We start from the raw sequence: 26,716 nt of genomic DNA on the forward strand, positions 1-26,716 counted from the left end.
CGGGCCGAGCAGTTTCCGAACGACGAACGCGAGTTCGCCGAGACCGAGCGCGCGATCGAGGAAATCCTAGGCGACGGCATTTTCGAGCTGCACCGTCCTCCCCGGCTCGTCATAGTGTTCGGGCTATCCCAGATCGTGCTGGTCGACCGTCACAAGTGGCCGGCGCGCTCGGTCCTGCGGTTCGATCTGCAGGAGATCTTCTCGCGCCAGGACAAGGACACGCTCGCGACCATGGCGTGCCTGTTGTCGCGCGAGGCGCGGGTGCCTGATCAGGGCATACCGATCGCCGACCGCATCGAGGAAGAGGCCCAGCGCAACGCAAATGCGGTCACGACCTCGCTAAAGCGGACTGTCCGGGACGCTATCGAGATCCTCGGACAGGAGCTACTCGACATCACCGAGGGCAAGTATCCCTCTGGTCCGCGCAACGGCGTCTGGATCGACGGACCCGAACTGTCGCTCGAATGCCTGCGCTACATGTACCGCCTGCTGTTTCTGTTCTATGCTGAGGCCAACCCGCGGCTAGATGTGCTGAACCTCAGAGATCCGGTCTACGCCAGCGGCTACAGCATCGAGGCGTTACGCGAACTGGAATCCGTCCGCCTGCGCACGCCGGCTGAAAAGAACGGCACCTATCTCTGGGAGAGCCTGCAGCGCACGCTCGGCCTGCTCTACAGCGGCAGCGGCGGCGCTATGCGCCTTCCGGCCGTGAAGGTCTCGCTGCTCGATCCCGAAAGCACGCCGATCCTGAACTCGATCAGGCTTCGCAACGAGGCCGTACAGAAAGTCATCCGTCTGCTTTCACTCAAGCAATCTAGCAACGGCACGGCGCGGATTTCCTACGCGAAGCTGGGCATCGGCCAGCTCGGCGCCGTCTACGAAACGCTGATCTCGTTCACCGGCGTGGTCGCTAAGCATGATCTCATCGAGCTCCGGCCTCCGAGCGGTCGCGGTTCGCTGGCTGCTGAAGAGGACAACGAAACGTCCGACGCGAGCCAGGATGCGGACGAGGTCGAAGACGAGGACGACGAGGACGGCGACGCCGAAACCGCGTCGCGGCGGGACGACGTCGACTTGCTAGTGCCGAGCTATTTCGTGCCACGCAGCCGTGCCAGCGAATTCAAGCCGGAACAGGTCATCTTCAACGGGCCCGAGGCCCGGGTCTATCCAAAGGGTAGCTTCATCTACCGCCTGGCCGGCCGCGACCGCGAGAAGTCGGCATCCTACTACACGCCCGAGGCGCTCGCGCGGCTGTTGGTGAGACATGCGCTGCAGGAGCGCTGTAAGGACCTTGCAGCCGACGAGATCCTTGATCTGAAGATCCTCGAGCCGGCAATGGGATCGGCCGCGTTCCTGGTGGAAACGACCAACCAGCTTGCCGACATCTATCTCGAGCGCAAGCAGAAGGAGACCGGCAGGACGATCCCTCAGGACCAGGTCGCGTTGGAGAAGCAGAAAGTCCGAGCCTTCATCTCCGATCGCAATTGCTTCGGCGTCGACATGAACCCAGTCGCGACCGAGCTCGGCGCGATCTCACTGTGGCTCAATGGCCTGCATGCCAGCGAGTTCTCGCCCTGGTTCCGCGACCAGCTCCACGCCGGCAACTCGCTCGTCGGCGCGAGGCGCGCGTCCTATGCGCCTTCACTGATGTCGGCGAGTAAGAAGGACGATCTCTGGTACAGCCACAAGCCGCAGGAGATCGGCTGGCGCGGCGACCTGCCTGAAGGTCACATCTGGCAGTTCCTGCTGCCAGCCGAGGACATGGCACGGTTCGACTCCGACAAGTCAATCGCCGAATTTGCGGTTGAAGCGCAGAAAAAGATCAAGGCTTGGCGAAAGGACGGCTTCTTCGCCAGGCTCGAGCCCCATGAAACCAAGCTGCTGCAGAAGCTCAGCCGCATCGCCGAGGAACTGTTCGACATCGTGGCCGACGATCTCGCAAAAAGCCGTGCCTCGACCAATGACGCGATCACGATCTGGCTAGACAACGAAATGCCTGGCGTTCGCGGGCTCGACTTCCACGAGAAGGACCGGTACCTGCAGAAGCTGATCGGCGCGGACCGCGCCTCCAACACGCTGCCCTACAAGCGGCTGAAGACGGCGATGGACGCCTGGTGCGCCCTGTGGCTGTGGCCGCTAGACAAGGCGCATCTGCTGCCGTCGCGCCAGGAATTCTTGCATGGCATGACACTGATCCTCGAAGGCGGCTTCATGCCGGACGGATCGATCGCGGTTCCGAGCATCGAGGAATTTTCTGCGCCCGAGCGCGATCTGTTCGACCAAATCAAGGCCGATGAGAAAGCAGGCTCGAAGTCGGCGCCGAAAAAGAAGCAGGCAGCGCTTTTCCACGAAACCGACGTCGACGCGCTTATCCAGGAAGTCGAATGGCTCGGCGTGGCGATGGAGGTAGCCCAACGTGAGCGGTTCACTCACCACGACCTGATCTTTGCGGACGTCTTGAGAACTCGCGGCGGCTTCGACGTCATCGTCGGTAATCCGCCCTGGGCCAAACCGTCGTGGAATGAGGCCGATGTACTTGGAGACCTCGATCCCGGATTTGTCACGCGCAAATTGTCAGCGGTTGATACTCGGAAAGCACGAGCCACTGTTCTTTTAAGGAACGCCGACCGAGACAGGTTCTTGGCTGCCTACACTTCAACAAAGGGGGCAATGACCGCAACTGGTTCTGAAGTCATGAATCCATTTGCCGGCGGCGGCCAGAACAATTTGTACCGTTGTTTTCTCGACTTGGGATTCCGTCTGGTTTCACCTGCCGGCTGCGTCGCTCTGATCCATCAGGATGGCCATCTGACCGATCCAAAAGCCGGCAATTTTCGACGCGAGTGGTACGGACGAATCTCGAAGCATTTCGAGTTTATCAATCGCATTAAAACCAAGAACTTCGCAGAAATTGCGCACTATACCCGATTTAGTTTGAACATTTACCGCGGATACTCTGGTGACGTTTCTTTCGAGCAGTTTACAAACGCCTTTCTCGCTTCACAGATTAACGATTCTTACCGTCATGACGGCATCGGTCCGCTACCCACTATTTTGACCTCAGATGGGAATGCAGAGATTAGTGGTCATCGGGATCGCATTGTACGCATCGACAAGGCCGCTCTGGCAACGATCCATACTTTGAGCGAAGGAAACGATACGCCGCTCCTGCACGGGCGTTTCATTCAACCGTACTCGGCTCGCATGCTCGAGGTTTACCGAACAATGGCTGCTGCGCCTTCCCTTCGAGAGGCTCTGCCAATCGCTCGAGCCGCCGGAAACGGCGGAGAAGCCTCGAGTGACGTTGGAGCGAGCTGGCAGATGAGTGGCGTGTTACACGAGAGCGGATCCCAGAGAGACGGCATAATCAGGCGTGAAACCTCGTTCCGAGATCGGCCATCCGAAATGGTGATCTCCGGGCCGATGCTCCACGTCGGCAACCCGCTCTACAAGACGCCGAACCAAAGTTGCCGTACGAAGGCCGACTACGAGGTAGTGGATCTTAGCGCTGCACCCGACAGCTACCTACCGCGCAGCAACTATGCGCCGATCGGACCGATCAGAGGCTTTGTCTCAAGATTGCCGCGGTGCTTGTGGAACCCAGCAAAGAGTCATGTGGACTTTTTCCGCATGGCATTTCGTCGAAGGATCAATCTCAATGCTGAACGAAGCTTGATTGGCGCAGTCATCGCTCCAGGTGTCGCTCACATTCATGCTGTCGAGAGCGTTGCGTTCGATCGCAATGCTCATCTCTTGACGATGATGACTGCGGCAACATCTCTTGTGTTCGATTTCTTTATCCGATCCTCTGGACGGGGCGATCTGTCCGCATCTGATGTGGCCCGCTTCCCGTTTATAGATTTCGGTGATTCGGCCACGAACCGAAGCCTTAGACTGACCTGCTTGACCAGCAGCTATGCCGATCTCTGGAACGATAACGCGAGTGAACTCGCTCCGCTCGCCTGGCATTCGAGTGACGCTCGACTTTCTCTCGAGGGTCCGATCAAGGGTCCGAAAACCTGGGATCGGTCGGCCGCGCTCCGGTCCGATTTCGCCCGCCGCATGGCGCTGGTCGAGAACGACGTACTGGTCGCCCAGGCGCTCGGCCTGAAGCTCGACCAACTGATCGACATCTATCGAATTTATTTTCCTATCCTGCAGCAATACGAGGCCACAACCTGGTACGACCAGAAAGGCCGCATCGTCTGGACTGCCTCTAAGGGCCTGCCCGGCATCGGGTATCTCGAAGACGGTAGAAAGCCGTCTCGCGGCCGCTGGGACGAAATCCTCGCCTCCGGCGCGACGCATCTCGAATGCGAGGCGACGATCGATTTCCTGCCGGGCGGTTCGAAACGTGCCAAGCGGACCTTCGAGGGGCCGTTCGATACCTGTAGCCGCATCGATGACTACAAACGCGCCTGGGCGTATTTCGAGAAGCATCGCGAGAACAAGGCCGCGGCATGAACCCAATCATTCTTGGCCGCCAGGTCGAACAGAGCCTGAAGGATCTGGTTCGCGCGACGCTCAATACCACGAGCGTCGGCTTCGACGGCACGGTCGAGCGCTTCCTCGCCGAACCCGCCAATTTCATCAAGGGGCCGTGGATCTCGGTCGCGATGCCCTTCAAGCAGTCAGTCGCGCCAGGCGAACCGTTCGAACAGCCTTTCCCCAAGGTGCCGCTGCGTTTTCCCCCCTACCAGCACCAATTGACGGCCTTTGAACGTCTTGGCGGCAAGAGCCTGCGATCGACGCTGGTCGCGACGGGCACCGGCTCCGGCAAGACCGAATCCTACCTCTGGCCAATCCTCGAGCACTGCCGCGTCAACCTTGGCAAGCCGGGCATTAAAGCGATCTTGATCTATCCGATGAACGCGCTCGCGACCGACCAGGCGCGGCGCATTGCACGCGCCATCAACGATATCTCCTCGCTGAATGGCGTGCGGGCTGGCATCTATGCCGACGCCGAGCCAGTCTCGCCAAGCGACGCGATGACCGAGCAGGAGGTCATTACGCGGCGCGCCGCCATGTGGGAGAAGCCGCCGGACGTCCTTTTGACCAACTACAAGATGCTCGATTACCTGCTGCTGCGCGGCAGGGACCAGCCGCTCTGGGCGACGAATGCGCCGGAATCGCTGCGCTTCCTCGTGGTCGATGAACTGCATACCTTCGACGGCGCTCAAGGCGCCGACCTCGCGCTGCTGATCCGCCGGCTGAAGCATCGCCTCGGCACGCCTGCCGGACATCTGGTCTGCGTCGGATCGTCCGCAACGCTAGGCTCAGGCGCGGATGCTGCCACAGAACTGCGCGCATATGCCGGCACGATCTTCGGCGAGACCTTCGACGAGGAAGCCGTCATCCGCGAAACTCGCCAGACGCCGGACGAGGTTTTCCCCGAGGCTGAGTATTTCGAGTGGCCCGATGACGCGGAGGTCGAGGCGGCGCTCGATCGCTCGATGCGACTGAGTCAGGCAGAGACAGCGCGCTACCTCGCCAAGTGTCTCTTTCCTGAGCCTGACGATGGTGAGCTTGAGCAGATCCACGAAGGTGACCCTGCATCGATCGCCTGGCGTCTGCTTCTCGGAAGGCTGCTGCGCGAACACGTCGCGACCCAGCGGGTCGTGCGCATCATCGCCGAAGCCCGAGCGCCTCTCAACCTCGACGCCATCGCCGAGCAGCTTGGCAAGGTCAAAGCGCTATCTAAGAGGACACTCGATGGGCGCGAGCGACTTGCCGAACTGATCGTCTCGCTGGTGGCGTGGGCGCGATCAGGCTCTGAAGTCGTGCCGCAGCCGCTGTTTGGTGTGCGCATCCAGACCTGGGTGCGGGAAATGGCGGGCATGGTAGCAACGCTGCCGCAATGGCAAGCCGACAACAAGCGTTCGCCGATCGACCTCGTCCACGCGCGCGACCGCGAGGAGAGCGCGTTGAAGCGCATGTTACCGCTCGTGAACTGCACGCGCTGCGGCACCACGGCACATATCGGCCGGCTGCCTGCCGCTGGCAATTGCCTCGGCGCACCGCTCAACGAGCTCTACGAGGAATACTTCGACGACCGGTCGACCCGGCTACGGTTGATCTACCACGAGAGCGTCAGCCGGAAAGCCGGCACCTCCGGCCGTGGCGGCGTCGTCACCGGATTGCTCGACTGCGAGAGCCTCGAATTCATTCCGGGCGACCACGACAACGGCTTGGAGCCGGGCACACGCAGCCCTGTGTGGCTGTACGATCCGACCGCCGGCGGCTCGGTCGACCGCACCTGCCCCGCGTGCGGCTATGGTCACGGTCTGCTGCTGTTCGGCCTGCGCGCGTCGCGAGTAACTGCGGCGCTCGCCAACACGCTCTATGCCTCCCAGCACAACGAGGAGGATCCGCAAGCCAAGCCGCGTCTTCTGATGTTCTCCGACTCGGTGCAGGACGCCGCACAGCGCGCGGCGGTGACCGAAATTCGCAACACCGTCTCGGTGGTCCGCAAGTCCCTCTTCAAGGCGCTTAGGCAAAGCGAGACGCAGGGCCTGACGCTGTCTGACGTTATCAAGAAGCTGCCCGCGAAGCTTCGCGCCGAACTCGGCGACGAGGTTTTTGCGGCAAGCTTCATAACACGCGACCAGACCTGGCGGGATCCATATCAACAGCTCCTCCGAAGCGATCATCTGCCGGACGGCGACCGGTTTATGTCTCATGTCGAGTGGATGCTCAGCTGGGAGTACTTCGAGGACCTGACTTACCTGTCGCATATGTCATCGTCGCTCGAGGCCTCCGGCATCGCGGTGGCAGATGTCTCGCCCGACATGATCGATGTGGTCGCGGACAGTCTGCCTGGCCGACTTGCTAACGCTGTATCAGGTCACTTCGAGATGAGCCGCGAGAGCGCCGCTCGTTTCATCTGCGGACTGCTGCAACAGATGCGGCGGCGAGGCGCGGTCGGACATGAGTATATCGTCAAGGGGATGCAAACCCCACCGCGGAACATTGGAGGACCCAACTATTTTGCGGCTGCCAGATCGCTCGGCATCAAGGATGTGCTGCCCATCCCTAATCATCGCAAAGGACCCGCGCCGGTGCCGGTCACGCTGCTCCGCTCGTGCGCAGGGTATCAGCCGTTGTTGCAGGACCATTCCACCAACTGGTATCGCGACTGGGCTGACAAATTCTTCACGGCGATCTCGCTCGCGCTGGTTTCACAGTACGACATCATCTTCAAGACGACGATGGATTGCCTCGAGGCCGCGAGCATCGTCCGTCGGATCGACAGGGTCGGTCCCTCGACCGACCATGGCTATGTTATCGAACCCGAAGTCATCACCGTCACTGATCGTGTGGTCCATCTGCGGTGCAATGCTTGCCGCCGGCAGGAAATCGCGCTCGAAGACAATTCCTCCGTCGTCGGATCGCCCTGCACACGCATCGCCTGCCACGGTACCCTCGAAAAGGACGATCACATCCTTCTGGCGTCGGCGACCGCGTTGCTCGGCACCGACCGCAATCATCGCGTGGTTGGCTTCGAACACACCGGCATCCTGGAGGTCGACGAGCGCCGCGAAATCGAGCGGGGGTTCATTGACAAGGAAGCACCCTGGGCCCCCAACCTGATCTCGGCCACGCCCACCCTTGAAATGGGCATCGACATCGGCGATCTGTCGACACTGGTTCTCTGCTCGGTGCCGCCCGAAGAGGCAAATTACGTCCAACGGATTGGCCGCTCCGGCCGGCGCGACGGCAACTCCCTGAACTTCACGATCGCAACCACGCGGCAGCACGACCTGCAGTTCTGGGAAGCCCCAGAGGCGATGCTGTCGGGGAGAGTCCGCACACCCGGGGTGTACATCGGCGCTCTGTCGGTCCTGCTACGCCAGGCGGCCGCTTTCTCGCTCGATTGCTTCGTGGCGACCGGCCAGCAGACGGGCGACTACGGCAAGGTGCGCAACATCCTCCGACAGCTCGATGAAAGCCGCGGCGACGGCTTCCCACTCGATTGGTTCTTCTTCCTCGAGCAGAAGGGTGCAGAGATCGCCAAGAACTTCATTGCATTGCTGCCCGCCGAAGTCGCAATACGACCCAAGGTTTCGCGCCGCATAACCGAATATCTCGCCGGCCGGGACGATCAGTCGCTGATCTGGCAGATCCGCTCGATCTTCGACGAAGCCAGGACCGAACGCGAGGAGCTTATCACACGCCGGAACGAACTCGATGCAGAGGCAAAACGAGTCAAGCGCCGCGCGCACGAAATGACCGAGGAGAAGCTGAACGAGCGTCTCGCAGAGATTAAGCGTGACAAGGGGCAGATCAACCATGCGATCCGCCAGAGCATAGACGACGTCTCGGTGCTGCGCTATCTGACGGACAAGGGGGTGCTGCCGAACTACGCCTTCCCAGAAGAAGGCGTCAAATTAAAGTCGATCCTGTCGCGACAATCGGAGGATGGTCGCCGAATTGAGAACGGAGACAACCTCGTCACCCGCGAATACGTGCGACCCGCAAGCAACGCACTTACGGAATTTGCTCTCGGCCAGACGTTTTACGCCAGCGGTCGCGAGGTCCAGATTGAGCGTATCGACCTTAACAAGCAAGATCAGACTACATTTCGGTTCTGCCAGAATTGTTCACATGTGGAGTTCACAGCGACCGCCGAGGCGTCCGCCAATTGCCCGCGATGCAGCGACGAGATGTGGGGAGACGGGGGCTCAACGCACAATGCCATCGAGCTGAAGACAGTCATTGCGGTCACCAGCGAGCAGCAGGCCGCGATTAGGGATTCCGACGAGCGGCAGCAAAAGCGGTATGACCGCAGCCTTGTTCCTTTCTATGGTCCGGCCGACATCGAGACGTCCTGGTACGGCCAGGACCACGACGGCTCCGCCGCTGCCTTCGGATTCGAATTTATCGCGCGTTGCGGTTTTCGTGACTTCAATTTTGGGCCACGTGCCTCCGCACCGGTTGGACCGAGAATTGCTGGTGAGAACCGCAAATCGCGCCCGTTCAGAATTTGCTGTGAGTGCGGGACTGTTCAACGGCCGCCTCGTGGTGATGACGACCCGGGTGAGCACACGGCCCGGTGCAAGGTGAAGCGCGACGATGATGGCGAGCTAGCACGAGAGGCTTGGGAAGACGAAGTCTTCTTGATGCGAAAGTTCGAAACCGAATCGATCCGGATGATCGTCCCCGTCATGGGGGAGGCCTCCCATGACGACATCAAGAGTTTCGTTGCCGGTATCAACCTTGGCATGCGCACACATTTTGCCGGGAAGGTCGACCACATCCGAAGTACGGTGGTCGAAGCCCAACTCGACGGCCTTGTCGCCATCCGCAGCCTCTTTCTATATGACGCGGTTCCTGGAGGATCCGGCTATCTACGGCAACTCGCCCAGCATCCTGACTCAATGCGAACCGTAGTGGAGGCTGCCGCGCAAGCGCTGCGAACCTGCCCCTGCGTTGCGGTCGAGGGCAAGACTGGCTGCTTCCGCTGTGTCAAGTCCTATCGGGCCCAGTTCGGCGCCGGCGAGCCGGATCGCGACACCGCGCTGCAGATGATGGACCGTATCCTCGCCAGCTGGAGCAACTTGACGCGAACGGAGACCGGCATCGACGCTCGGGTGCGAAATTTCGCTGTCGAAAGCAAGCTTGAGTCGCGCTTCATCCAGAAATTGGTCGAGCGTTTCGGGGAAGGCTGCGTCAAGCCGCACGTACTCGAGGGCGGTCGAATGGGCCATGTCCTCAAGGTCAGCGAAGGCGATAGGAGCCATTTCTGGAACATCGAAACTCAGGTCCAAATCGATAGGCGCTTCCGCGACGTACCTCGAAAACGCGTCGACTTCCTTTTCAGCCCGATCGGAGGCTCAAATGCGAGGCCGATTGTTGTAGAAATGGATGGACTAAAGTACCACGCGGCCACGGTCGTCGAGGATCTGACAACACGGTTGCTCCTCATGCGGTCGGGCCATACGCGCGTATGGACCTTGGGCTGGCAGGATCTCGAGGAAGGCGGGGCGGCCCCGCCAAACCCATTCACGGAGGCACGGCTTGGTCCCGCGCACGCGGGCATCCTGGCAAACCTGCTGGTGAGGCCGGAAATGGCTGGCCTGCAGACGGAAGTAGACTTCTTGCAGAATCGCACCTCACTGGAGGGTCTTTTCTATCTCCTCTCGTATCCGGAAATCGATTGCGGAGCCGCAGCTTCAGTTCTCGTGCGCACCATCGTCGGGCGTGGCCGCGACATCGCCACCTTACCCCGAATCTCGGCACTGTCCGATGACGGCCGTCTCTTCCTCGAAGAGTCCGACCTGTTTGGCCACATCGTCGATCGCAACCTGGACGTCTACCTTTCGGCGAAAAAAGTAGCGCCGAGCAACTGGCGCGACGAGGTCGATGACTGCCGAGTGCTGCTCCGCGGCACTTTGCCCGATGTTCCTGGCGACCAGACCGTCGCGCCCGGATACTCCGAGGCTTGGCGCGGGCTGTGGCGGCTCGTCAACTTTCTGCAGGACCTGCCCGGCTTCCACGTCGAATTCCAGGGTCTCGACACGCTCGAGGCGCCCGATGTCGACACCGTGGGAACTGCCCCGATTGAGGGCGCCTGGCTCGAGATACTGTCCCTCGCGGGGGAAGGCTTCAGGTCATTGGTTGAGGCCCTGCGGGCAGCCGATGCGGCGGTGCCCGATCGGCAAGGCTTCGACGTGACCCGCGATGGGGAGGTCGTCGGCATGATCGAGCTCGGATGGTCCCAGGCTCGCCTCGCCATCTGCGAAGAGCCCTTCGAGACAGCGGAGTGGGACCTTATCGTGTTCGAGCCTGAAACCGGCCAGTCAGTAACACAGGTTGTCGCCATGGTGCTGCGTAAGATTGAAGGAAGAGCCGCATGAACGCCGCAACACAATACAGGGTCTCATACGACCTCGGTTGTCTGCGCTCGCTGAAGAAGCTTCCCGACCGCATATCGGCGAAGTTCCTCGACATGATGACGCGCTTCATGAGCGACCCCTCGGCTCACGGCCTGAATTTCGAGAGCGTGAGGGGTACCGGTGACCGTGGCGTCAAGTCAGTCCGGATCGACCAGGGTTATCGCGCGATCGCGTTCATCACTGGGCACGACGTCATGTTTCTGCACGTGAACAACCACGATGATGCTTATCGCTGGGCCGAGAAGCGAGACGTGCGTATCGACGCCGCCACAAACAGAATCCGAGTGGTCGAGGCCGTCGACGTCGAGCAAGAAGTCGGAGCAGCAAAGGCAACCGACGCGGAAGCACCCGCCCTGTTCGCCGCGATTCCGGACGAACGGCTTCTGGCGCTTGGGATCCTTGCCGAAGAACTTCTGAAGGTCCGACAGTTGCGCGACCAGGAGGACCTCGACAGGAGCCAGGATGCATTCGACGCAACCAGCTACGATATCCTGTTTGCACTCGTGGCCGGCTACTCCGACGAGGAGATTAGAACCCTCGTCGGCATCAAAAGCGCCGACGAGGATACAGAGGAGAAGGCTGCTCCGACATTTGCCGACATCATCGCATCGGACGAGAGCCGACAGCATATCTTCATCCCGGAAACCGAAGACGAACTGCGTCGCGTCTTCGAAGGTGACCTAGAAGGCTGGCGGATCTTTCTCCATCGCGATCAGCGTAAAGTCGCCTATCGCGATTACAACGGCCCCGCCCTGGTGCGCGGCGGCGCCGGAACTGGCAAGACGGTCGTCGCGATGCATCGCGCCAAACACCTTGCCGACCAGATCGCTGCAGATGCCGCACGTTTGTCGGAAAAGGTGCTGTTCACAACCTTCACTACAAACCTCGCCATCGACATTCAGTCGAATCTCAAGACGCTATGTCCCGAACATCTTGAAGGGACGAACCCGAGGATCGAGATCATCAACCTCGACCGTTGGGTGAGCCAGTTCCTCAAGCGCAAGAAATTTCCTCGTGAGATCGTTTACTTCGGCGAGAACCGAGATCGCCTCGAGACGGTATGGCGGGAGGTTCTCGACGCACAGCGCCGGCCTGTCGGGCTCTCGGAAGAATTCGTTCGTGCCGAGTGGGAGCAGGTAGTACAGGCCAAGGGCGTGATGAGCGAACGCGAGTATTTCAAGGTGCCTCGCACAGGTCGCGGAACGGCGCTCGACCGGCGCAGCCGGGCTGTCCTTTGGAAGATCTTTTCCGACTATCGCGCACGGATGATCGATGAGAGCTTGGCTGAGCCCGACGACGGTTACCGCGAGGCGGTCGAGATACTGAAAGCTGAAGCCCCCAACCTTTCTTATAGCTCCGTGGTTGTCGATGAGGCACAGGATATGGGCGAGCAGGCATTCCGTCTCATCCGCGCCATTGTACCCGAAAAGGTTGGCGGCGACCGCAATTCGATCTTCATCGTGGGCGATGCACATCAGCGGATCTACGCGCGGCGCGCGACGATGACCGCGTGCGGAATCAACGTGCGCGGGCGTTCGCGCCAGTTGCGGCTTAACTACCGGACGAGCGATGAAATACGCCGATGGGCAGTCTCGATTCTCGAAGGCGTGCCTATCGATGACCTCGACGAGGGAACTGATAATCTGAATGGCTATACGAGCGCCTTCCGTGGTCCTCCGCCGGAACTTGTTGGCTACCCCAGCGAGGAGAAAGAGATCAAGGCACTGGCGGACTGGCTTCTTGCACTCAAGGCCGACGGGACACAACTGGCCGACATCGGCATCTTGCTGCGCACGGGTGCCCAGATCGACCACCTGGCCCGCAAGCTGAGTGATGCGGGCATCGAGAGCATTCGGCTCCGGCCCAACATGGGTGACGATCGTGGACAGCCAGGAGTTCGATTGTCGACCATGCACCGCGCCAAAGGGCTCGAGTTCGAGGCCGTGGCGATCCCGCTCCTGTCGAAGTCGGTCTTTCCCCCAGCCGCTCGCTTGAAAGCCGCTGCGGACGATGTCGATCGCCGCAACATTCTGCAACAGGAGAAATCGCTCCTCCATGTCGCGGCGACCCGCGCCAAGAAGTTGCTGCGAATCTCGTGGAGCGGTGAACCTACCGACCTCGTCGTCATTCCGAAGTCTGTTGGCAAACCATAGATGGCGGCACACCAACGAAGGGGCGAGCACACCAGCCTCTAGCAACCAACCCCGGGGGGCACTCAAGAAAAAAGGAAAGCCGAAAAATTTCCGAGCGCGGCGGCGCTCCATTAGCGGCCGCAGGTCGGAGGAAATTTTCCCCGGTAGGCGTCGTCCGCTTAGCTCCCGAGAGCTGAAGAATTGCGGTCTCGAGGAAGCCGCCGCTTAGGGCCAAGTTCAGACGTGCGCGTGTTTTGGAGGTCTTCAGGCGCCCACTCTAGTGTTTCAACATACTATGTAGCCAAGCGCCGATACACATACTGAGCACGAGCAACCATCCCCAGCCTTGTCGGGCGAAGCTTAATGTTAGGTGCCGCATCCGCAAATTTCGCGGGAGAAGAATTTGGCAGGCGGCATTCAGCTCATCTTCAGTAAGGTATCCGATACGGGAGGTTTCATATAAATTTCCAGGATACGCGCGGACAGCGTGTGCGGCCAGTCGGTAAGAATAACTGAATCCAAGCAACATTGCTGTCAGATCGACAGCCTTTTCTTCAGTCCGTAACGGATGCCCAATCGACTCAAGAACGACGTGTGAGAATTCATGCGCGACCACGGCTAGGAATTCGTGGCAACGGCTTTCATGCGCGAACGACTTAAGAATATACATATCAAGCTTCAGGTCTTTGAATGCTTGGCTGCCATACTCCGGCATATCGTTCGGCAGACTGATCCAAGCTGGAGCTTGCCGGTTTGACGACGGATTGTTCGTCCAGTGAAGCGTAATTCGTGCATCCACATTCATCATGCTGCGGACAAGCCGAACAATACCACCGAAGTCACGTTTTCGGTGGAGAGCCTTGAGCTGACGATCAAGAAACGGGGGAACGTAAGGCAGTGACCGGCGTAGCTGGTCGATATATGCGTTGACGTCGATGTTGGCCATAAGGGCCCCCCAGCCCATCTAAAAAGGCGAACGCGCTAGACATCGTAGCGCCCGGCCCGCACTTCGTAACTTTGCTCAGTTGTGTATCACGGAAGACTCGGTACCGATGCCCGAGTTGGGTCAAAAAGCACCGCTCGGATCGATGTTCGTCCGCTTCCGGTCTACCCCGATGAGCCGACGATTTGGCGTCCCGCACGGACTTCATGTTCGGGCCACTACCGGAGATCACTCATACTCGAATATGAAGTCCTGAGCGGCAAAGGGAGCTGACGAAATTACATGGCCAAAGGTTGACATTCTTTTTGCGGCGCATCACGGCCGCAACAGCGGCAGGATACCTCACGCCATACTCAACCAGCTCAAGCCCAGGATCATCGTGATCGGAGAAGCGCCGTCCCGCCACCTGAATTACTACGGCGGATACGAGACGCTCACACAGAACTCCGCGGGCGATATCACTTTCGAATGCGAGACTGGCAAGGTGCATATCTTTGCGTCCGAAGAAACATACGAAGTTTCGCACCTAGATGATGAGGATATGACCGGACCCGGGAAATACCTTGGCACGCTTAACGTAGACTAGCGAGGTTGCCGATGACTTTCGTGGCGCATCTTGGCCCAATCTTGCAGTGGCTATCAGTTGTTCTGGCCGCGGCATCGGGTGCCCTCTGGATCTTGTCGGCAAAGGTGCCGCTTAAGGTGGACTATCAATTCAATGAGCCGTTCCTTCTTGAGCAGAAGGTGCTGTATGCTCGTGCCGAGCAGTTAGAAAACGATGCGGCGATAAGCACTGCGTTTGCTAGGCAGTCGCGATTGAGCGCTGCCGCGGCTGCTGCGTTTCTTTCTGCGTTGCTGCAGCTTATTGCCCTGTTATTTTAGTTCAGGCGAAGTGTCATGGCGGACGCCGAACGTGCCTTTATGAATGATGTCGACTAGTTGGTCGCGGACCATTGGCGCGGCCTCGCAATGAGGATGGATTCAATGTCTCGGACAGCGTCAGCCTCGGTGGTGTGATGGACCACGGATATTTCTTGGGCAAGTCGAGCAACCGCAGCGTCGTAAAGCTGGCGCTCGGCATATGACTGACCCGGATTTATTGCAGGCCGGTACAGATCCCTAACCACTTCCGCGAGGGCAATGATCTCTCCAGAGTTCACTTTTGCGTCGTACTCTTGAGCGATTCGAGACCAATCGCCTTCCGGAAGGTGCGGTTTGGAGCCGAGCACAAGCTGCGCCCGATTGATCGTGGCCCAATCGGACAACTTACGCATCCCAACTTTGGCAATCTTTGCAGTCGGCACGCGCAGGGTCATTTTGTCTTTGACGAAGTTGATCACGAAAAGTTCGAGTTTGGCACCGGCAATCTCTTGTTCTTCAATAGCGAGGATCTGCCCAACACCGTGAGCCGGGTACACCACAAATTCATTGGCTCTGAACCCGTGACTCTGCGCGGCCGGACCGACGAGAGAACTGGCGTCGGCTTGAGGCAGGCCGCTGCCTGAGTGTTCCCGATATAGCCGCAGTATTTCAGAACGGTCCGTTCCGCGTTCGGCGAATGCAAGTAGCAATGCTTCGCCGCCTTTGTCCATCATCTTCTGACGCAAACGGAGCACTGCTTCGGCCGCCGCAATTCCCGTTTCATCCGCAGGAAGCCGTACAAGATGGCTGACTAGTTCTAACGGCGGGCGGCCCGCAACCCTGATTTCTTCGATTGCTGGGAATTGAAGGCAGACGATATTGCCATCAAGCCACACCTTGCCCAGGTGAGAAGGCACATCGAGGTTAGGTGATTTAGATTCACAAACTTCCGCTCTACCGTCGTCAAGAATACGCAAAAAGGACGGCATGTCGGCGCCCCAGTGCTTCAACTTCGAGATTGGTCTGCGCGTTGGATTAGGCGTGCCTTTAGGGCAGGTTCGTCGCCGGGCGCCCAGAGGTCACGTTCATTGCAGAGCATTTTCAACAGCGCTTCGCGTCCGATTTTGTGCTTTGGAAAGCAGACCACGCCGCCGGATATATGATACGAGCGCCCGTCAAAGGAAAAATCCTTTGACGGAGTCGTAAACCAAAGTTCGTCGCTATCAAGCCAAATAGTTCCATGAGATGGCGGTAGGCCTTGGGGGTCCATAGTAGCGACGCGGAACGATAGACTTTCGGACGCGGGCGCGCTGTCAGATGATTGGGCGCTGATTTTGGCGAGCGCTCGGGCAAAGAACTTGGCAAAGATCTTGGCTTCCATAATGTCTTTGTCGGTTAGCTTGCCACGTTCCGCTCCAAGCTCGCCAATGCTCTTGGCGAAGATTTCGGCCTCGGTAACGTCTTGCTTCGTGAACTTGCCGCGCTCAGCGTCTAGTTGCGCATACATCTCAGATTCAGTTATTTCTTTGGTCGTAAACTTCGAAACGATCCTGGCGTGAATACTAGCATCGGCGATGTCTTTGATGGCTAGGTTAGCTCCTAGTTGTGCTTGGTCGTCACTGAAGAGTCTGGCGAAGATTTCGGCCTCGATGAGATCGTTGACGCCGCCGTTGCGGCGTTCGGCTTCGAGTGCTGCGATTGTCCTGACGCCGAGCTCGTCCGCACCGAGCTCGGTACGAACTTTCGAATACAAGTCAGAGACCTGAACGGTTGAGGATTTGGATGGCTCTGTCTTTGTGTTGGGAGGAGGCTCTGGTTCGGCCTTCTTCACAGGCTCCATAGGGCGCGGGCTCGTGGTGGGAGAGCCGTTGATCTTGTCGAAAAATAAGATCTCACACAGAATGATCCCGGCTCGGCCACGCTCGTTGGTTTGCGATTTCAGTTGGTCAAATACTGGTGCTCGTTCACGCGCTTGCCGAAACGCTTCCACCGCAAGCTCGGTTGCGTCGGCATCTCTATCGCCGTTCAGAAACAGAGCGATAAACTTGCCATTTCTGATGCCTTCGACAGTTGGCAGCGTACCGCGCCATTTGGCAGCCCGCTGGGGCCACGCCTCCATCTCTTGGGGAGCGAGTGCAGACAAGACTCCAGTCTGCACATCACTGACGTAGTTGACGGTCGCCTTTTGGTCGCCGACAAGCAGCTTCGTCACGCCTTCCACATAGCCCAATATGAAGGACAGCGCGTACGGCTGATTCCAAAAATCTGCCGGTAGCCGCTGCAACGCTAGTAACGGGCGAAGTTGCTCTAAGGCGAGGTCACGCGCATGAGCTTTCTTCGTGAAGGGCAGGACAATCATTGTGGTTTACGCCTTTCTGGCACTCAACCCAAAGTGCCCTAGCGTATCATGCCCCTAGAGCTTGAACAGCTACTTCTCGCGACCGGCCGGCGAGCCGGATCGTTCGCGACTGGTGTTTGAGCAGTAGGGGGAGCCAGGGTCCCGGTGACCCCAGCTAGGAACGCAAAAGCTAGTCGTCTAGGATTGGGATGCGGGCCATTTACTTATCCACTCTTGGAGATCGGCGGCGAGGATCAAGGATCGATGCCCACGCTTTACGATCCGCAGGCGTCCCTTGCCAATTTCCGCGTATAGCGACGCGCGACTGATAGCGCAGAGTTCTAACACTTCCCTGATTGAGTAAGCCATCTTCTGCTGTAACCCAGGGGCTGGAGGTTTTTCTACTGGCTGGCGGGCTTCGGGTTTCTGCTGGGCGTCCTGTGGAGGCGGGCGAAGCATCATGTGCTCAAGGAGATCGACAGCGTGCCGCACATGATTGAATAGTGCGCGCACCTCCGCATCGCGATTGTGCATCGGCTCTCCGTCTTTGGTTCAAGATTCGTAGCGAGGGTGTTGTCGAAGTTGCGGTGGAAGCAAAGCTTGAGGCAAAATGATGACAGCTCTAGTGCTTATCGACGTAATGTCTCATGTGCTAGCCAGTGCGCCCCGTCGCATTCCAGAGCCATGGATTTGTGCGTCTAGAGCCGGCGTTCAATAAATGTCGATGATCTCCTCTTCCTCCTCACCCTCATCCAGCTCATCGAGATCGTCGTAATCCTCATCTTCGATCGCCTCGCGCATGCGTCTGCTTCTCTCGTTTTCGTTTCGGAGGCTGCGCAATGTTCTGCCAATCGAAGTGTACCCCCGAGAGATGTCAAGGAACTGCACGCGCTTTGCTCGCAGAAGAGTAAAATAGGAATCTTGCACGATAAAATCGTCGGCTATTCCGGGAAGGTAGGATTGGGTGACGGCCTCGTAAGCGTAAAGCCACATTGGGCTGCGCAATCCATCGGTTGTCAGCGATTGATTCCAAAGAGTCCGATCAATATTCCCCTTTACTAGGCCACGGGAGTCAAGGCAGACGGTTAGAAGTGCAACAAACGCATTCTCCATCGAAAACAGCGGTGCTAATCGCTGAGCTGGAATGCGCAGGCCAAGCCTGATCATTAGGAAAAGGAGCCAGATTATCTCACCGGTGCGGTTGGCTCGCGCAAGGACAGGGATTCGATTCTCGATGAACTCCGCAAGGATCGCAAGTTGCACGTCTCCGTGAGCTACTTGTCGCAATAGGCAAGCCTCTACAAGGAGCGAAATCAGACTTGGATTTCGGCGGTAAGCCTTAATCAGGCTGAACTGGAGCGCTTTCCAGTCATCTGCGTTAATGACTGCTGAACGCGCGTTCTGAAGCCCGAACTTCTCGACGTTTATATCCGGGTGAGCCACGCATACACGGCCAAGCTGATAGAGAAAATGTTGTAGTGCGCTGGTTTCAATCCGGCCGCTCGATGGCGATGAGCGCGGAATGTGCGTGAGAACGGCTTGCTGCCAGCCTATGTTCTGGCGGTGTGATGTTGGGAAGATCGCTGATTTCTCGCTGTTCAGTTCGAGCTCAAAAACGGCCATTGATTGACGCAGGGCGGCTAGCAACTCTTCGCCGTCGGCACCGTCGGGGCTGCTCAGGGTGTAGTCGTCGATATAGCGAGAAGCATCTCGATTGCCGATCTTTAAGCGTTGCTGGAGATGAGTGTCTACAGCCGAGGCGACCACCTCTGCAATCAGCCGCGACGTATCCGGGCCGACTGGAAGTCCTGTAGTTTGTCCGTCCTGCGCGTTGCGGCATAGGAGGTCGATCAGATTTCCGTAGTGCGCTGGGCCGCGATATCTCTTGGCAAACTCCTTGCCGTGAATCGCCCAAGGAATGGCGTGTGTGTATATCGAGTGAAAGAACGCCCGGACGTCCGCGACGACGTATTCTTCTCGGCGAGATGAGAGATTGATGCGAGAGTCATCCCTAAGCTCAATACTCGGGCGCATCAGAGCCCGCGATCCCGACCAGTCGAAGACCGGGGGCGAAAGCGTAACCTTAGACGAGCGAGCCTTTCGGCGAAGATCGATATAGTTTTCAGCCAAAGCTCTAGACAACAAGAGATGGGCCACGGGATTCGGGACGCCGTGTCGTCGATCCTCTTTCCCAAATCGAGGGAAATAGAACCATGCCGGCTCTGAAATGAACGAGTAATGATCCGGTCTTCCCCGCCGGTCGAGCGGTAGCGCATCTATCGCAGTGAGGATCGTCTTCCGAGAGCGTGCGAGACCTTCAGATACAAAGCACGGTGGCAGTTCTGGTGCGAAGTAGCCGTGCGAGACGAGGCGCCTAAGGCGCTCTGATTTGGTTTTAGCAGTCAAATTTCTAGCGCCCCAACCTTAAGTCGATCTGATTAATCTGCAAATATCCGTACAAACTCTTCAAATCCACGATCTTTCGCCCGTCGCTTGCGCCAACACCTGTGGGCCCCAAGAGCCGAGTGCCGTCGAAAATGCTCTGAGTATAACAGCAGCCATCCGTAGACATCACAGGACAACCTGGGTGATAGTCCGGTAATTTTCTTGTATCGTAAATTGCGGCTTCTAGGAAGATGAACTAAATGCCGAATTGGGTGACTGATCCCGCCGATCCAAAGCTCCTGCGCCTCTATTTGCCAGATGAAGGCTGGAAGGCCTACGCCGATAAGCTTAGTGAAACTGAAAATAGAATAGAGGCCATCGGCAGCAAGCGTGCGCTTGAGAGTGCGCTTCTCAATGCATTGAACTCAACCAATCTCATTTTGCTGACAGGCTCAGGTTCGTCGTTCGCGGCAAAAAACGAGATTGGGAAGACGCCCGCCAGCATGTCAGATTTGTGGACGGCGGTGCGAGTCCGGGCCGGAGACGAGACCTTCGCGAGGGTCTGCGGGATGTTTCCGTCTTCACCGATAAACGAAAACATCGAAAAGCTTCTCACACTTTGCAAGCTCTACCTTGAGCTGAATGAAACGGCAGAGGACGCGCAGACAACACTTGTCCGTAGCTTTGTGAAAGATGCTGAACTCGCAATTCTGGATCGCGTTGATTTTGTGGGGACAAAGACAACGCTGGACGCTCACGCCGGCTTCATTCAAAAGATCGGCAGAAGAGGTCTAAGGAAGCCGAGGGCGCGCTTCTTTACCACAAACTATGATCTTTGCTTTGAAGAGGCTGCACGTCGGCATAGATTCACAATCATCGACGGGTTCTCCCACGCACTGGAGCAGGTCTATGATCGGTCGCACTTTGATCATGATATCGTAAGAAGGGATGCTGCAAAGGATACGCCCGATTACATCGAGAATGTCTTCCATCTCTACAAGTTGCATGGCTCGATTGACTGGCGTCGCGTCAACGGCGAAATCGTTCGTTCCAAGGGGCCAGTCGGCGACCCAATCCTGATATATCCGCGCTCAAGCAAATACCAAGAGGCGTTTGAAGCGCCATATCTTGACATGATCAGCGCATTGCAAGCTGCGCTTCGTGAACCGGACACTGCCCTGATCGTTTCGGGCTTTGGCTTCAATGACGATCATTTGAGTCGTCCGATTCTTGCGGCCGTTGAGGCCAATATGTCGCTTCGGCTCGTCATTTGTGATCCGGCTTTTCTGGCTTCGGCGGACATTGACGGGGGCGATCATATCGTCGCAGCGGCACCAGCCACGACAAATCCATTTTTGAAAGGGTTCTACAAACTTGCAGCGGGCGGCGATCCTCGCATTCACCTTGTGAATGGTCGATTTGCCGATTTGGCTACAGCGCTACCCGACCTCGTCGGTGAAACTGATCGAGAGCGTCATGTCGCTCGGATGCGCGCGATCCGAGATGATGAGGAGCGCTTGGGATGAGGTTACCCAGCCCGGTCGATCCCGAACTCTATCTAGGGACGGTGACACACGTCACGGCCTCCCAGGTTCAAGTCAATTTTCCCCAGGCTACCGCTCGGCCAGGAAGACGAGGTTTGTCACGCGGTGGCGTCGGGGACTTTGTCTTCATCGATTGTGATCGAGTAAAGCTCCTCGGCCGCGTGATCGAAACACGGATTCCGGACGCCGAGCGACTTAGCGTCGAGCCGCATTTGGGTGAGGCGACGGATCCCAATCCTATAGGGCGGGTTCAGCTGCTCGCCGCTGTCGAACAAGGTTCTCATCAACTGACGCGCGGTATTCCCGCATTTCCTAAGATCGGCGACAGCGTGCACCTCGCCGACGGTAAGCTGCTGGCAACCCTGATCCGGAATGCGGTTGCGAAGATTGGCGATATCACGCTGAACATCGGCCGGATCGACGCTGCGGATGGTGTAGATATCTATCTTCCACCTGAAAAGATATTTGGGCGGCACGCCGGAATCTTCGGGGCTACAGGCGGCGGCAAGAGCTGGACACTAGCGACGTTGTTACAAGAATTAAAGAAGGCCGGCGGCAGAGCCATCCTTCTGGATCCGACTGGTGAGTTCGTCAACATCGACTCTGTCGATAGCGTATTTGTCTTCGGCGCTCCTGATAGGGATCAGAGGCTCGTTCACTTTCCCTACCGAAAGATCACAGAGGATGACCTCTTTAGCCTTTTTCGACCGTCGGGACAAAGCCAGGGACCAAAGCTAAGAGAAGCGATCAAGAGTCTAAAACTCGTTGCTGCCACGTGCGCTGTTGCGCCCCAGGGGGTGATATACTTCGATGGCTTGGTCACAAAACGAGGTCGAGCACGCAAGCCGTTCTATGATGCCATCAAAGCCAACTCAAAATCTATTCATTCGCCCTACTGTGATTTTGACATCGCGTCGTTGCCAGATCAGATCAAGGCGGAATGCGTGTACCAATCCGACCGAGATACGCCGGCAAACTTTGGAACCGTCGACCCGACGACGGCCGGATATTGCGAAACGCTGATATCTCGAATCAACACACAGATTCATTCGCCGGAGCTGGAATGCTTGTTCCAAACGAATGGCACGTCGCTCGTTGACGAGATCGAAAGCTTTATCGACGATCCTTCGAGGGACATTGCAATCATCTCATTTCGTGATGTCCGCTTCGAACACAATACGAGAGAAATACTGCTGAACATAATCGGCCGCTACCTGCTTGGGCTCGCCCGTGCGGGTCGATTTCGTCGTCAGCCATTGGTCGCTTTCCTAGATGAGGCTCATCAATTTTTAGGCCAGACTGTAGGTGACGAGTATGGCAGCACCCACCTCGACGCTTTTGGCCTCATAGCAAAGGAGGGTCGAAAGTATGGTCTAACTTGCGTCCTCGCCACCCAGCGACCGCGGGACATACCACATGATGTTCTCAGTCAGCTCGGAACCCTGTTCGTCCATCGCCTGACGAACAAACAAGATCGCGATACTGTCGAAAGCGCCTGCGGCGACCTCGACAGAGGCGCGGCGCAGTTCATCCCAATGCTAGGCCCTGGAGAAGCAGTTGTTATTGGGCCTGACCTTCCTGCTTCGGTGCCGGTATTCGTTCACGCGCCGACGAGCCCGCCAGATTCACGTGGCCCCACCTATCAGGAATTTTGGAAGGCGAGACGAGAAGCCCGCATATCGCCTTCCAATACCCAGGAAGGATCCGCTAAAGATGCAGACCAGCCTCCGCATGATCCCTGAAGGCGGGGCGCGACGAGGCGCATCGATAGGCGCTTCTCAGACATTCGCTTCCCACCCGTAAGTCATTCGCATACTAAGCAGCCCCGGCTGATCGCGGATCAAGGTCCGCCTTCAAGGGGAGATCAGATAGTTACCCACTCAGTTTCGGTTGCTCGTCGTTGAGGAATAGCGGACGGCCTCATGCCGATCGGCATCGACGATGTCTGCTCGTTGGGCTAGACCGGAAGTCGCGGTCGCGGTGTCAGAGCGACGCGATTGACCCACAGCGGACTTATGGGCGCCCCTAGCATGATAGCGAGCCACACCGCATGATATAGGTTGGGTGGACGTGTTTTAAGGTAGCAGATGTGTGGTGTAGTCGAGGAGAGCAGGATGCGGATTGCACTCTACCCGGGGACGTTCGACCCGGTGACCAATGGGCACCTCGACGTGATCCGCCGGGCCGCGGCATTGGTTGATCGACTAGTTGTGGCTATCGGCATCAATTCCGGCAAGAAGCCGCTATTTCCGAGCGAGGAGCGGATCGAGATGCTGCATGCTGTGATCCTGCCAGTGGCGGCTCAAGTTTGCTGTGAGATTGACTGCATAACCTACGATGATCTCGTGGTGACCACGGCGAAACGCGTTCACGCCTCGATCCTGATCCGCGGCTTACGCGACGGCTCCGATCTCGACTACGAGATGCAGATGGCGGGGATGAACGAAACTATGATGCCAGAGGTAAAGACCGTATTTCTCCCAGCTTCGCCGGTGATGCGCCCCATCAAAGCAACCTTGGTGCGGCAGATCGCGGGAATGGGCGGCGACGTCTCCCATTTTGTTCCGGAGCTTGTGGCCTCACGTCTCAGGATCAAGTTTGCGAAGTGATCGCTCTCGGCCGCTGTAGTGGCTTTCGCAAAGGAGGTGTCCAAAGGATACAAGTGGCCCTTCCGGGACCTCTGGGTCAGTCTCCTATTGCGCCGCTATTGTTGGACAGCCAGACATCATGTTTGTGCGCCAACGTTGTTTCGACGGTCGAGCGCCAAATCGGCCTAAGCAAGTCGACCTCAAGCGATGGACGCCTGCTGTTATCCTCGCGGCCAAATGTGGTCTTCGCCTGAGAACGCAGGCGGGAGCCGCACCGACGACAGCGGTGCCTCGCTCTGGCCAGGACGGAAGGACACTCGCTCGGTAACAACCTCGCGGTCTTCAAGGGTGGGGGTAATGGTGAGCACGCGACCATAGTAGTCGTGCTGGACTGCCGGGACCGGGACTGCCTTGCCGTCACGGCCGATGTCCGCCTGCCGAACTACCTCGTGCGGAGCTTCGTATTGAAACTTCGCCTTGTCCGTATCGCGCGGTGAGCCCGGGTAACGGTAGACCCAGCACTTCCGCACCGCGCCTCGCTCGCCCGCCGGGCGGTCGGGGCTCCTTCGGTGAATTGCGTCGTATGACGCGACGGGTTCGGCGACGGGATTGGAGCGCAGCGCTGCGTTCACGGCCGCCGTTTCGACGTCGAGCGCTTCGAGCTTTGCGATTACTTCCGAAACCCGCCCCGCGTGGACGGCATAGTCCGCAAGCAGCTTGGCGGTTTCCTTATTGTTCGCCTTCCGCGCGGCTTCTGCACGCTGGCGCAATGCGTCGTCGGCGGCGGCCCTTGCGTCGGCTTCCTCAGCCGCGATCACGTTCGGAAGCTCGGCGGCCAGATGATTGGCGCGCGCTTCAAGTCGCATGATTGCACGCTTGATCGCTGCGGCGTCGCCCTCAGCTTGCGCATGCTGGCTATCATTCATGACGGCAATGCCGGCAAGCACGCCCTCAAGTTTGGCACTATGTGCAGTGATTTCAGATTCAGCCCGTTCGATCTCGACGCGGATCGTTGCGGAATTGATTGCAGTCTTGGGGGCGAAGAGCTTGGCGATCATATTCATTGGATTGCGGTGAGTTCGCCCGCGAGTTCAGGGCTCAGCGCTTCAAGTGCGGCGACGGGGACAAGGCCGAATCCGAGCGTTGCCAGGGCCGCCTCGATGCTCTCGAGACCGGGACGGTTCTTCTTTCTCCACGCCTTCAGCGTAGCCCTGCGCACGCCGCTGCGCTCTTCCAGCGAGTCGTAAGTCACTCGTTGGCGGGCCATCTCGGCGATGACAAGTCTCGCGAACGGTCCGACGCGCTCGGGCATCGAGACGGTGCGCGGATTTTTGCGTCGCTTCCGAGCGGACGGTGAAATGGGCGCAGCGCGGAAATCGGGCGGATACAGCGGAGTGGTGGTGGGCATCGGGTCATCCTGAAGGCGATTGAACTGCCTTCAACGTCGGACAATGGGCTATTCCGCTACAGCCCAATCCAGTAGCCGCTGCGCATGCCCTTGGTTTGGAGGCAGACGCGCATTCGAGAACAGAAAGTCACTTTTGAAATTTTATATCTAGCCAAGTCGGACGGTCGCGCGTCCACCCGCACCGGGAGCGGCCCCAGAAGGACCCAAGAGGCATCCGCAAGTGGCCAATGCCGGTTGACACAACCGTTGTTGTCAGATTTGCTTTTTTCAATCATGGGGGGGAAATGCCCAGTCTGTTTCACTTTGCGCTCGACGGCGCGTCAAACTTCTTTAGCTCGCTGACATTCAAAGAAGTGCTCGGGGCCTTTTGGGCGCCGCTTTCAATATTTGCGGGTGCCTTTGCTACCTTTTCTTTCAACAATCGACGGGCGACGCGGGAGCGTATCGACAAGGAAGTCATTGAAGGCAATTTGGCGCTGTCGGTGTTGACAAAGTTTCTGAATCATCAGTTTCTCTATAAGAGAAATTATATTGATCCGCACCGGGGCGCTCCGGACGCGTGGTTTAAGATTATGCCTGGGCCGCCCTTGGACAATGGCATCCGCGTTGAGCTTAATAAGAATAATCTTGGCTTTCTGATTCAATCCAGTGGCGCCGTGTGGCAGCGAGCGATCATCGAAGAAGAGCGCTATCACCAGGTGAAAGGCGCGATTGATAATCGCAACACCTTACTGGAAAAGGCTTGGCAAAAGTTCGAAGAGGCGGGCTTCGAGCATGAGTCTAGAATACCCACGTCGGAAATTGAGAAAGCCCTCGGTCCTGTGCTGTTTCAACAGCTTAAGCAAATAAGCAACGCTTTGATAGAGCAAGTGACTTTGAACGTTGCTTCAACTGCAGAAGCGATGAAAGCCCTGCGGGACGATCTTGTTCGCATGTATCCCAAGAGAGGCTTCAGCAGGCGGTGCCGGATTTTCAAAGGCGCTTCGGATGTCGATAGCGTCCCAAAGGATAAAATCCGCATCCGTGCCTGGAATGCGGATGTCGAGCACACGCGAATATTTAGTCCACAGGCGTTCGACGATCGCATCGTGTTGTGGCCATACGGCCAACGGCTGTGCATACTGTGTCTGGACGCTCGCGGGGGCGATTTCAGCAAGATTGAGCGCTTCTTCGAGTGCTGGAAGGAAGGCCGCAGCAGTCGCCGGATCGATTGCCCGCTCGCGGATGTAATCGAATGCTTTCTCGATTAGGTTCCCGAGATCAGGAGCCTGTCGCGAGTTGCCTGAACCAACCCACAACGCGAACTCGCCATTCTCGACCGCATGCGCCACCTGGGCAAACTCGGCTTTGAATTTCGCAAGCACTTCTCGCACGGAAACTTGATTGGCAGTCGGCGCCAGCGCCACGTCGTCCCCCATTTCGACGCGATCTGCGTCACCCTCAGCGGTCGACACTACTTCTCAGCGTAGGGTTGTCCAGTGCGAAAGAGTCGCTTCGGCAGTGCCTCAATCGCGTTGGCCACCGGATTTCGCCTCGCCAAATACCAGGAGATCCGCCATGGGACTTGGTCGTCGAAAACGCATGCGACCTGCCCGCGGTGAGCGTCCAACGTCCGTTATGAC

15 protein-coding genes are annotated in these 26,716 nt (G+C 58.0%); 8 read left to right on the forward strand and 7 right to left on the reverse strand.

Going from position 1 to position 26,716, the window contains the following annotated elements; genetic code table 11:
- The first annotated feature begins 231 nt into the window (after window positions 1-231).
- Genes SO139_RS25995 through SO139_RS26005 form a run of 3 tightly spaced genes read left to right on the forward strand, consistent with a single transcriptional unit; the run spans window position 232 to window position 13,048 of the window.
- The gene (locus SO139_RS25995; protein ID WP_498540818.1) at window positions 232-4,464 is read left to right on the forward strand and encodes an N-6 DNA methylase; all 4,233 of its coding nucleotides are present in this window, start codon (window positions 232-234) and stop codon (window positions 4,462-4,464) included.
- Window positions 4,461-10,856: a DEAD/DEAH box helicase gene (locus tag SO139_RS26000; RefSeq protein ID WP_498540819.1), complete on the forward strand. Its 6,396-nt coding sequence runs from the start codon at window positions 4,461-4,463 to the stop codon at window positions 10,854-10,856. The genes SO139_RS25995 and SO139_RS26000 overlap by 4 nt, the downstream gene beginning before the upstream one ends.
- Window positions 10,853-13,048 carry a 3'-5' exonuclease gene (locus tag SO139_RS26005; protein ID WP_498540820.1) on the forward strand — a complete coding sequence of 732 codons (2,196 nt, stop codon included), beginning with the start codon at window positions 10,853-10,855 and terminating at the stop codon, window positions 13,046-13,048. Before SO139_RS26000 ends, SO139_RS26005 begins: the two co-directional genes overlap by 4 nt.
- Before the next feature lie 256 nt (window positions 13,049-13,304).
- On the opposite strand, the gene SO139_RS26010 is transcribed toward SO139_RS26005, so the two are convergent.
- Window positions 13,305-13,973, reverse strand: coding sequence for a hypothetical protein (locus SO139_RS26010; protein ID WP_498540821.1), 669 nt, complete (start codon window positions 13,971-13,973; stop codon window positions 13,305-13,307).
- 594 nt (window positions 13,974-14,567) lie between these two features.
- Between SO139_RS26010 and SO139_RS26015 the strand changes: the two genes are divergently transcribed.
- Window positions 14,568-14,852 (forward strand): hypothetical protein, encoded by a 285-nt coding sequence (locus tag SO139_RS26015; protein WP_498540822.1) that lies wholly within the window; start codon window positions 14,568-14,570, stop codon window positions 14,850-14,852.
- A 53-nt stretch (window positions 14,853-14,905) separates the two neighbouring features.
- On the opposite strand, the gene SO139_RS26020 is transcribed toward SO139_RS26015, so the two are convergent.
- The 4 genes from SO139_RS26020 to SO139_RS26035 all read right to left on the reverse strand — a co-directional run bounded on the left by SO139_RS26020 (window position 14,906) and on the right by SO139_RS26035 (window position 19,203).
- Window positions 14,906-15,820 (reverse strand): CarD family transcriptional regulator, encoded by a 915-nt coding sequence (locus SO139_RS26020; RefSeq protein WP_498540823.1) that lies wholly within the window; start codon window positions 15,818-15,820, stop codon window positions 14,906-14,908.
- A gap of 17 nt (window positions 15,821-15,837) precedes the next feature.
- The gene (locus tag SO139_RS26025; protein ID WP_498540824.1) at window positions 15,838-17,190 is read right to left on the reverse strand and encodes a hypothetical protein; all 1,353 of its coding nucleotides are present in this window, start codon (window positions 17,188-17,190) and stop codon (window positions 15,838-15,840) included.
- Between the two features lie 177 nt (window positions 17,191-17,367).
- Entirely contained in the window at window positions 17,368-17,703 is a 336-nt protein-coding gene (locus SO139_RS26030) for a helix-turn-helix domain-containing protein (RefSeq protein WP_498540825.1), read from the reverse strand.
- Between the two features lie 177 nt (window positions 17,704-17,880).
- Entirely contained in the window at window positions 17,881-19,203 is a 1,323-nt protein-coding gene (locus tag SO139_RS26035; RefSeq protein ID WP_498540826.1) for an RNA-directed DNA polymerase, read from the reverse strand.
- Window positions 19,204-19,814: 611 nt separating this feature from the next.
- On the opposite strand from SO139_RS26035, the gene SO139_RS26040 reads away from it, so the two are divergent.
- From SO139_RS26040 to coaD, 3 genes are all read left to right on the forward strand, one after another.
- Window positions 19,815-21,080 (forward strand): SIR2 family protein, encoded by a 1,266-nt coding sequence (locus SO139_RS26040; protein ID WP_498540827.1) that lies wholly within the window; start codon window positions 19,815-19,817, stop codon window positions 21,078-21,080.
- On the forward strand, window positions 21,077-22,840 hold the full coding sequence (locus SO139_RS26045) for an ATP-binding protein (protein ID WP_498540828.1): 1,764 nt from the start codon (window positions 21,077-21,079) through the stop codon (window positions 22,838-22,840). Before SO139_RS26040 ends, SO139_RS26045 begins: the two co-directional genes overlap by 4 nt.
- Before the next feature lie 372 nt (window positions 22,841-23,212).
- Window positions 23,213-23,707, forward strand: coding sequence for a pantetheine-phosphate adenylyltransferase (gene coaD, locus SO139_RS26050; protein WP_498540829.1), 495 nt, complete (start codon window positions 23,213-23,215; stop codon window positions 23,705-23,707).
- 200 nt (window positions 23,708-23,907) lie between these two features.
- Here coaD and SO139_RS26055 read toward each other — a convergent pair whose 3' ends face one another.
- Together SO139_RS26055 and SO139_RS26060 are read right to left on the reverse strand one after the other, a co-directional pair.
- Window positions 23,908-24,744: a hypothetical protein gene (locus SO139_RS26055; RefSeq protein WP_498540830.1), complete on the reverse strand. Its 837-nt coding sequence runs from the start codon at window positions 24,742-24,744 to the stop codon at window positions 23,908-23,910.
- A gap of 2 nt (window positions 24,745-24,746) precedes the next feature.
- A complete protein-coding gene (locus SO139_RS26060) occupies window positions 24,747-25,094 on the reverse strand; it encodes a hypothetical protein (RefSeq protein WP_498540831.1) in 348 nt (115 codons plus the stop codon).
- A 227-nt stretch (window positions 25,095-25,321) separates the two neighbouring features.
- Here SO139_RS26060 and SO139_RS26065 point away from each other — a divergent pair, with 227 nt between their 5' ends.
- Window positions 25,322-26,344 (forward strand): hypothetical protein, encoded by a 1,023-nt coding sequence (locus tag SO139_RS26065; RefSeq protein ID WP_498540832.1) that lies wholly within the window; start codon window positions 25,322-25,324, stop codon window positions 26,342-26,344.
- Window positions 26,345-26,716 lie beyond the last annotated feature (372 nt).

This window comes from Bradyrhizobium sp. UFLA05-89 (assembly GCF_059803475.1).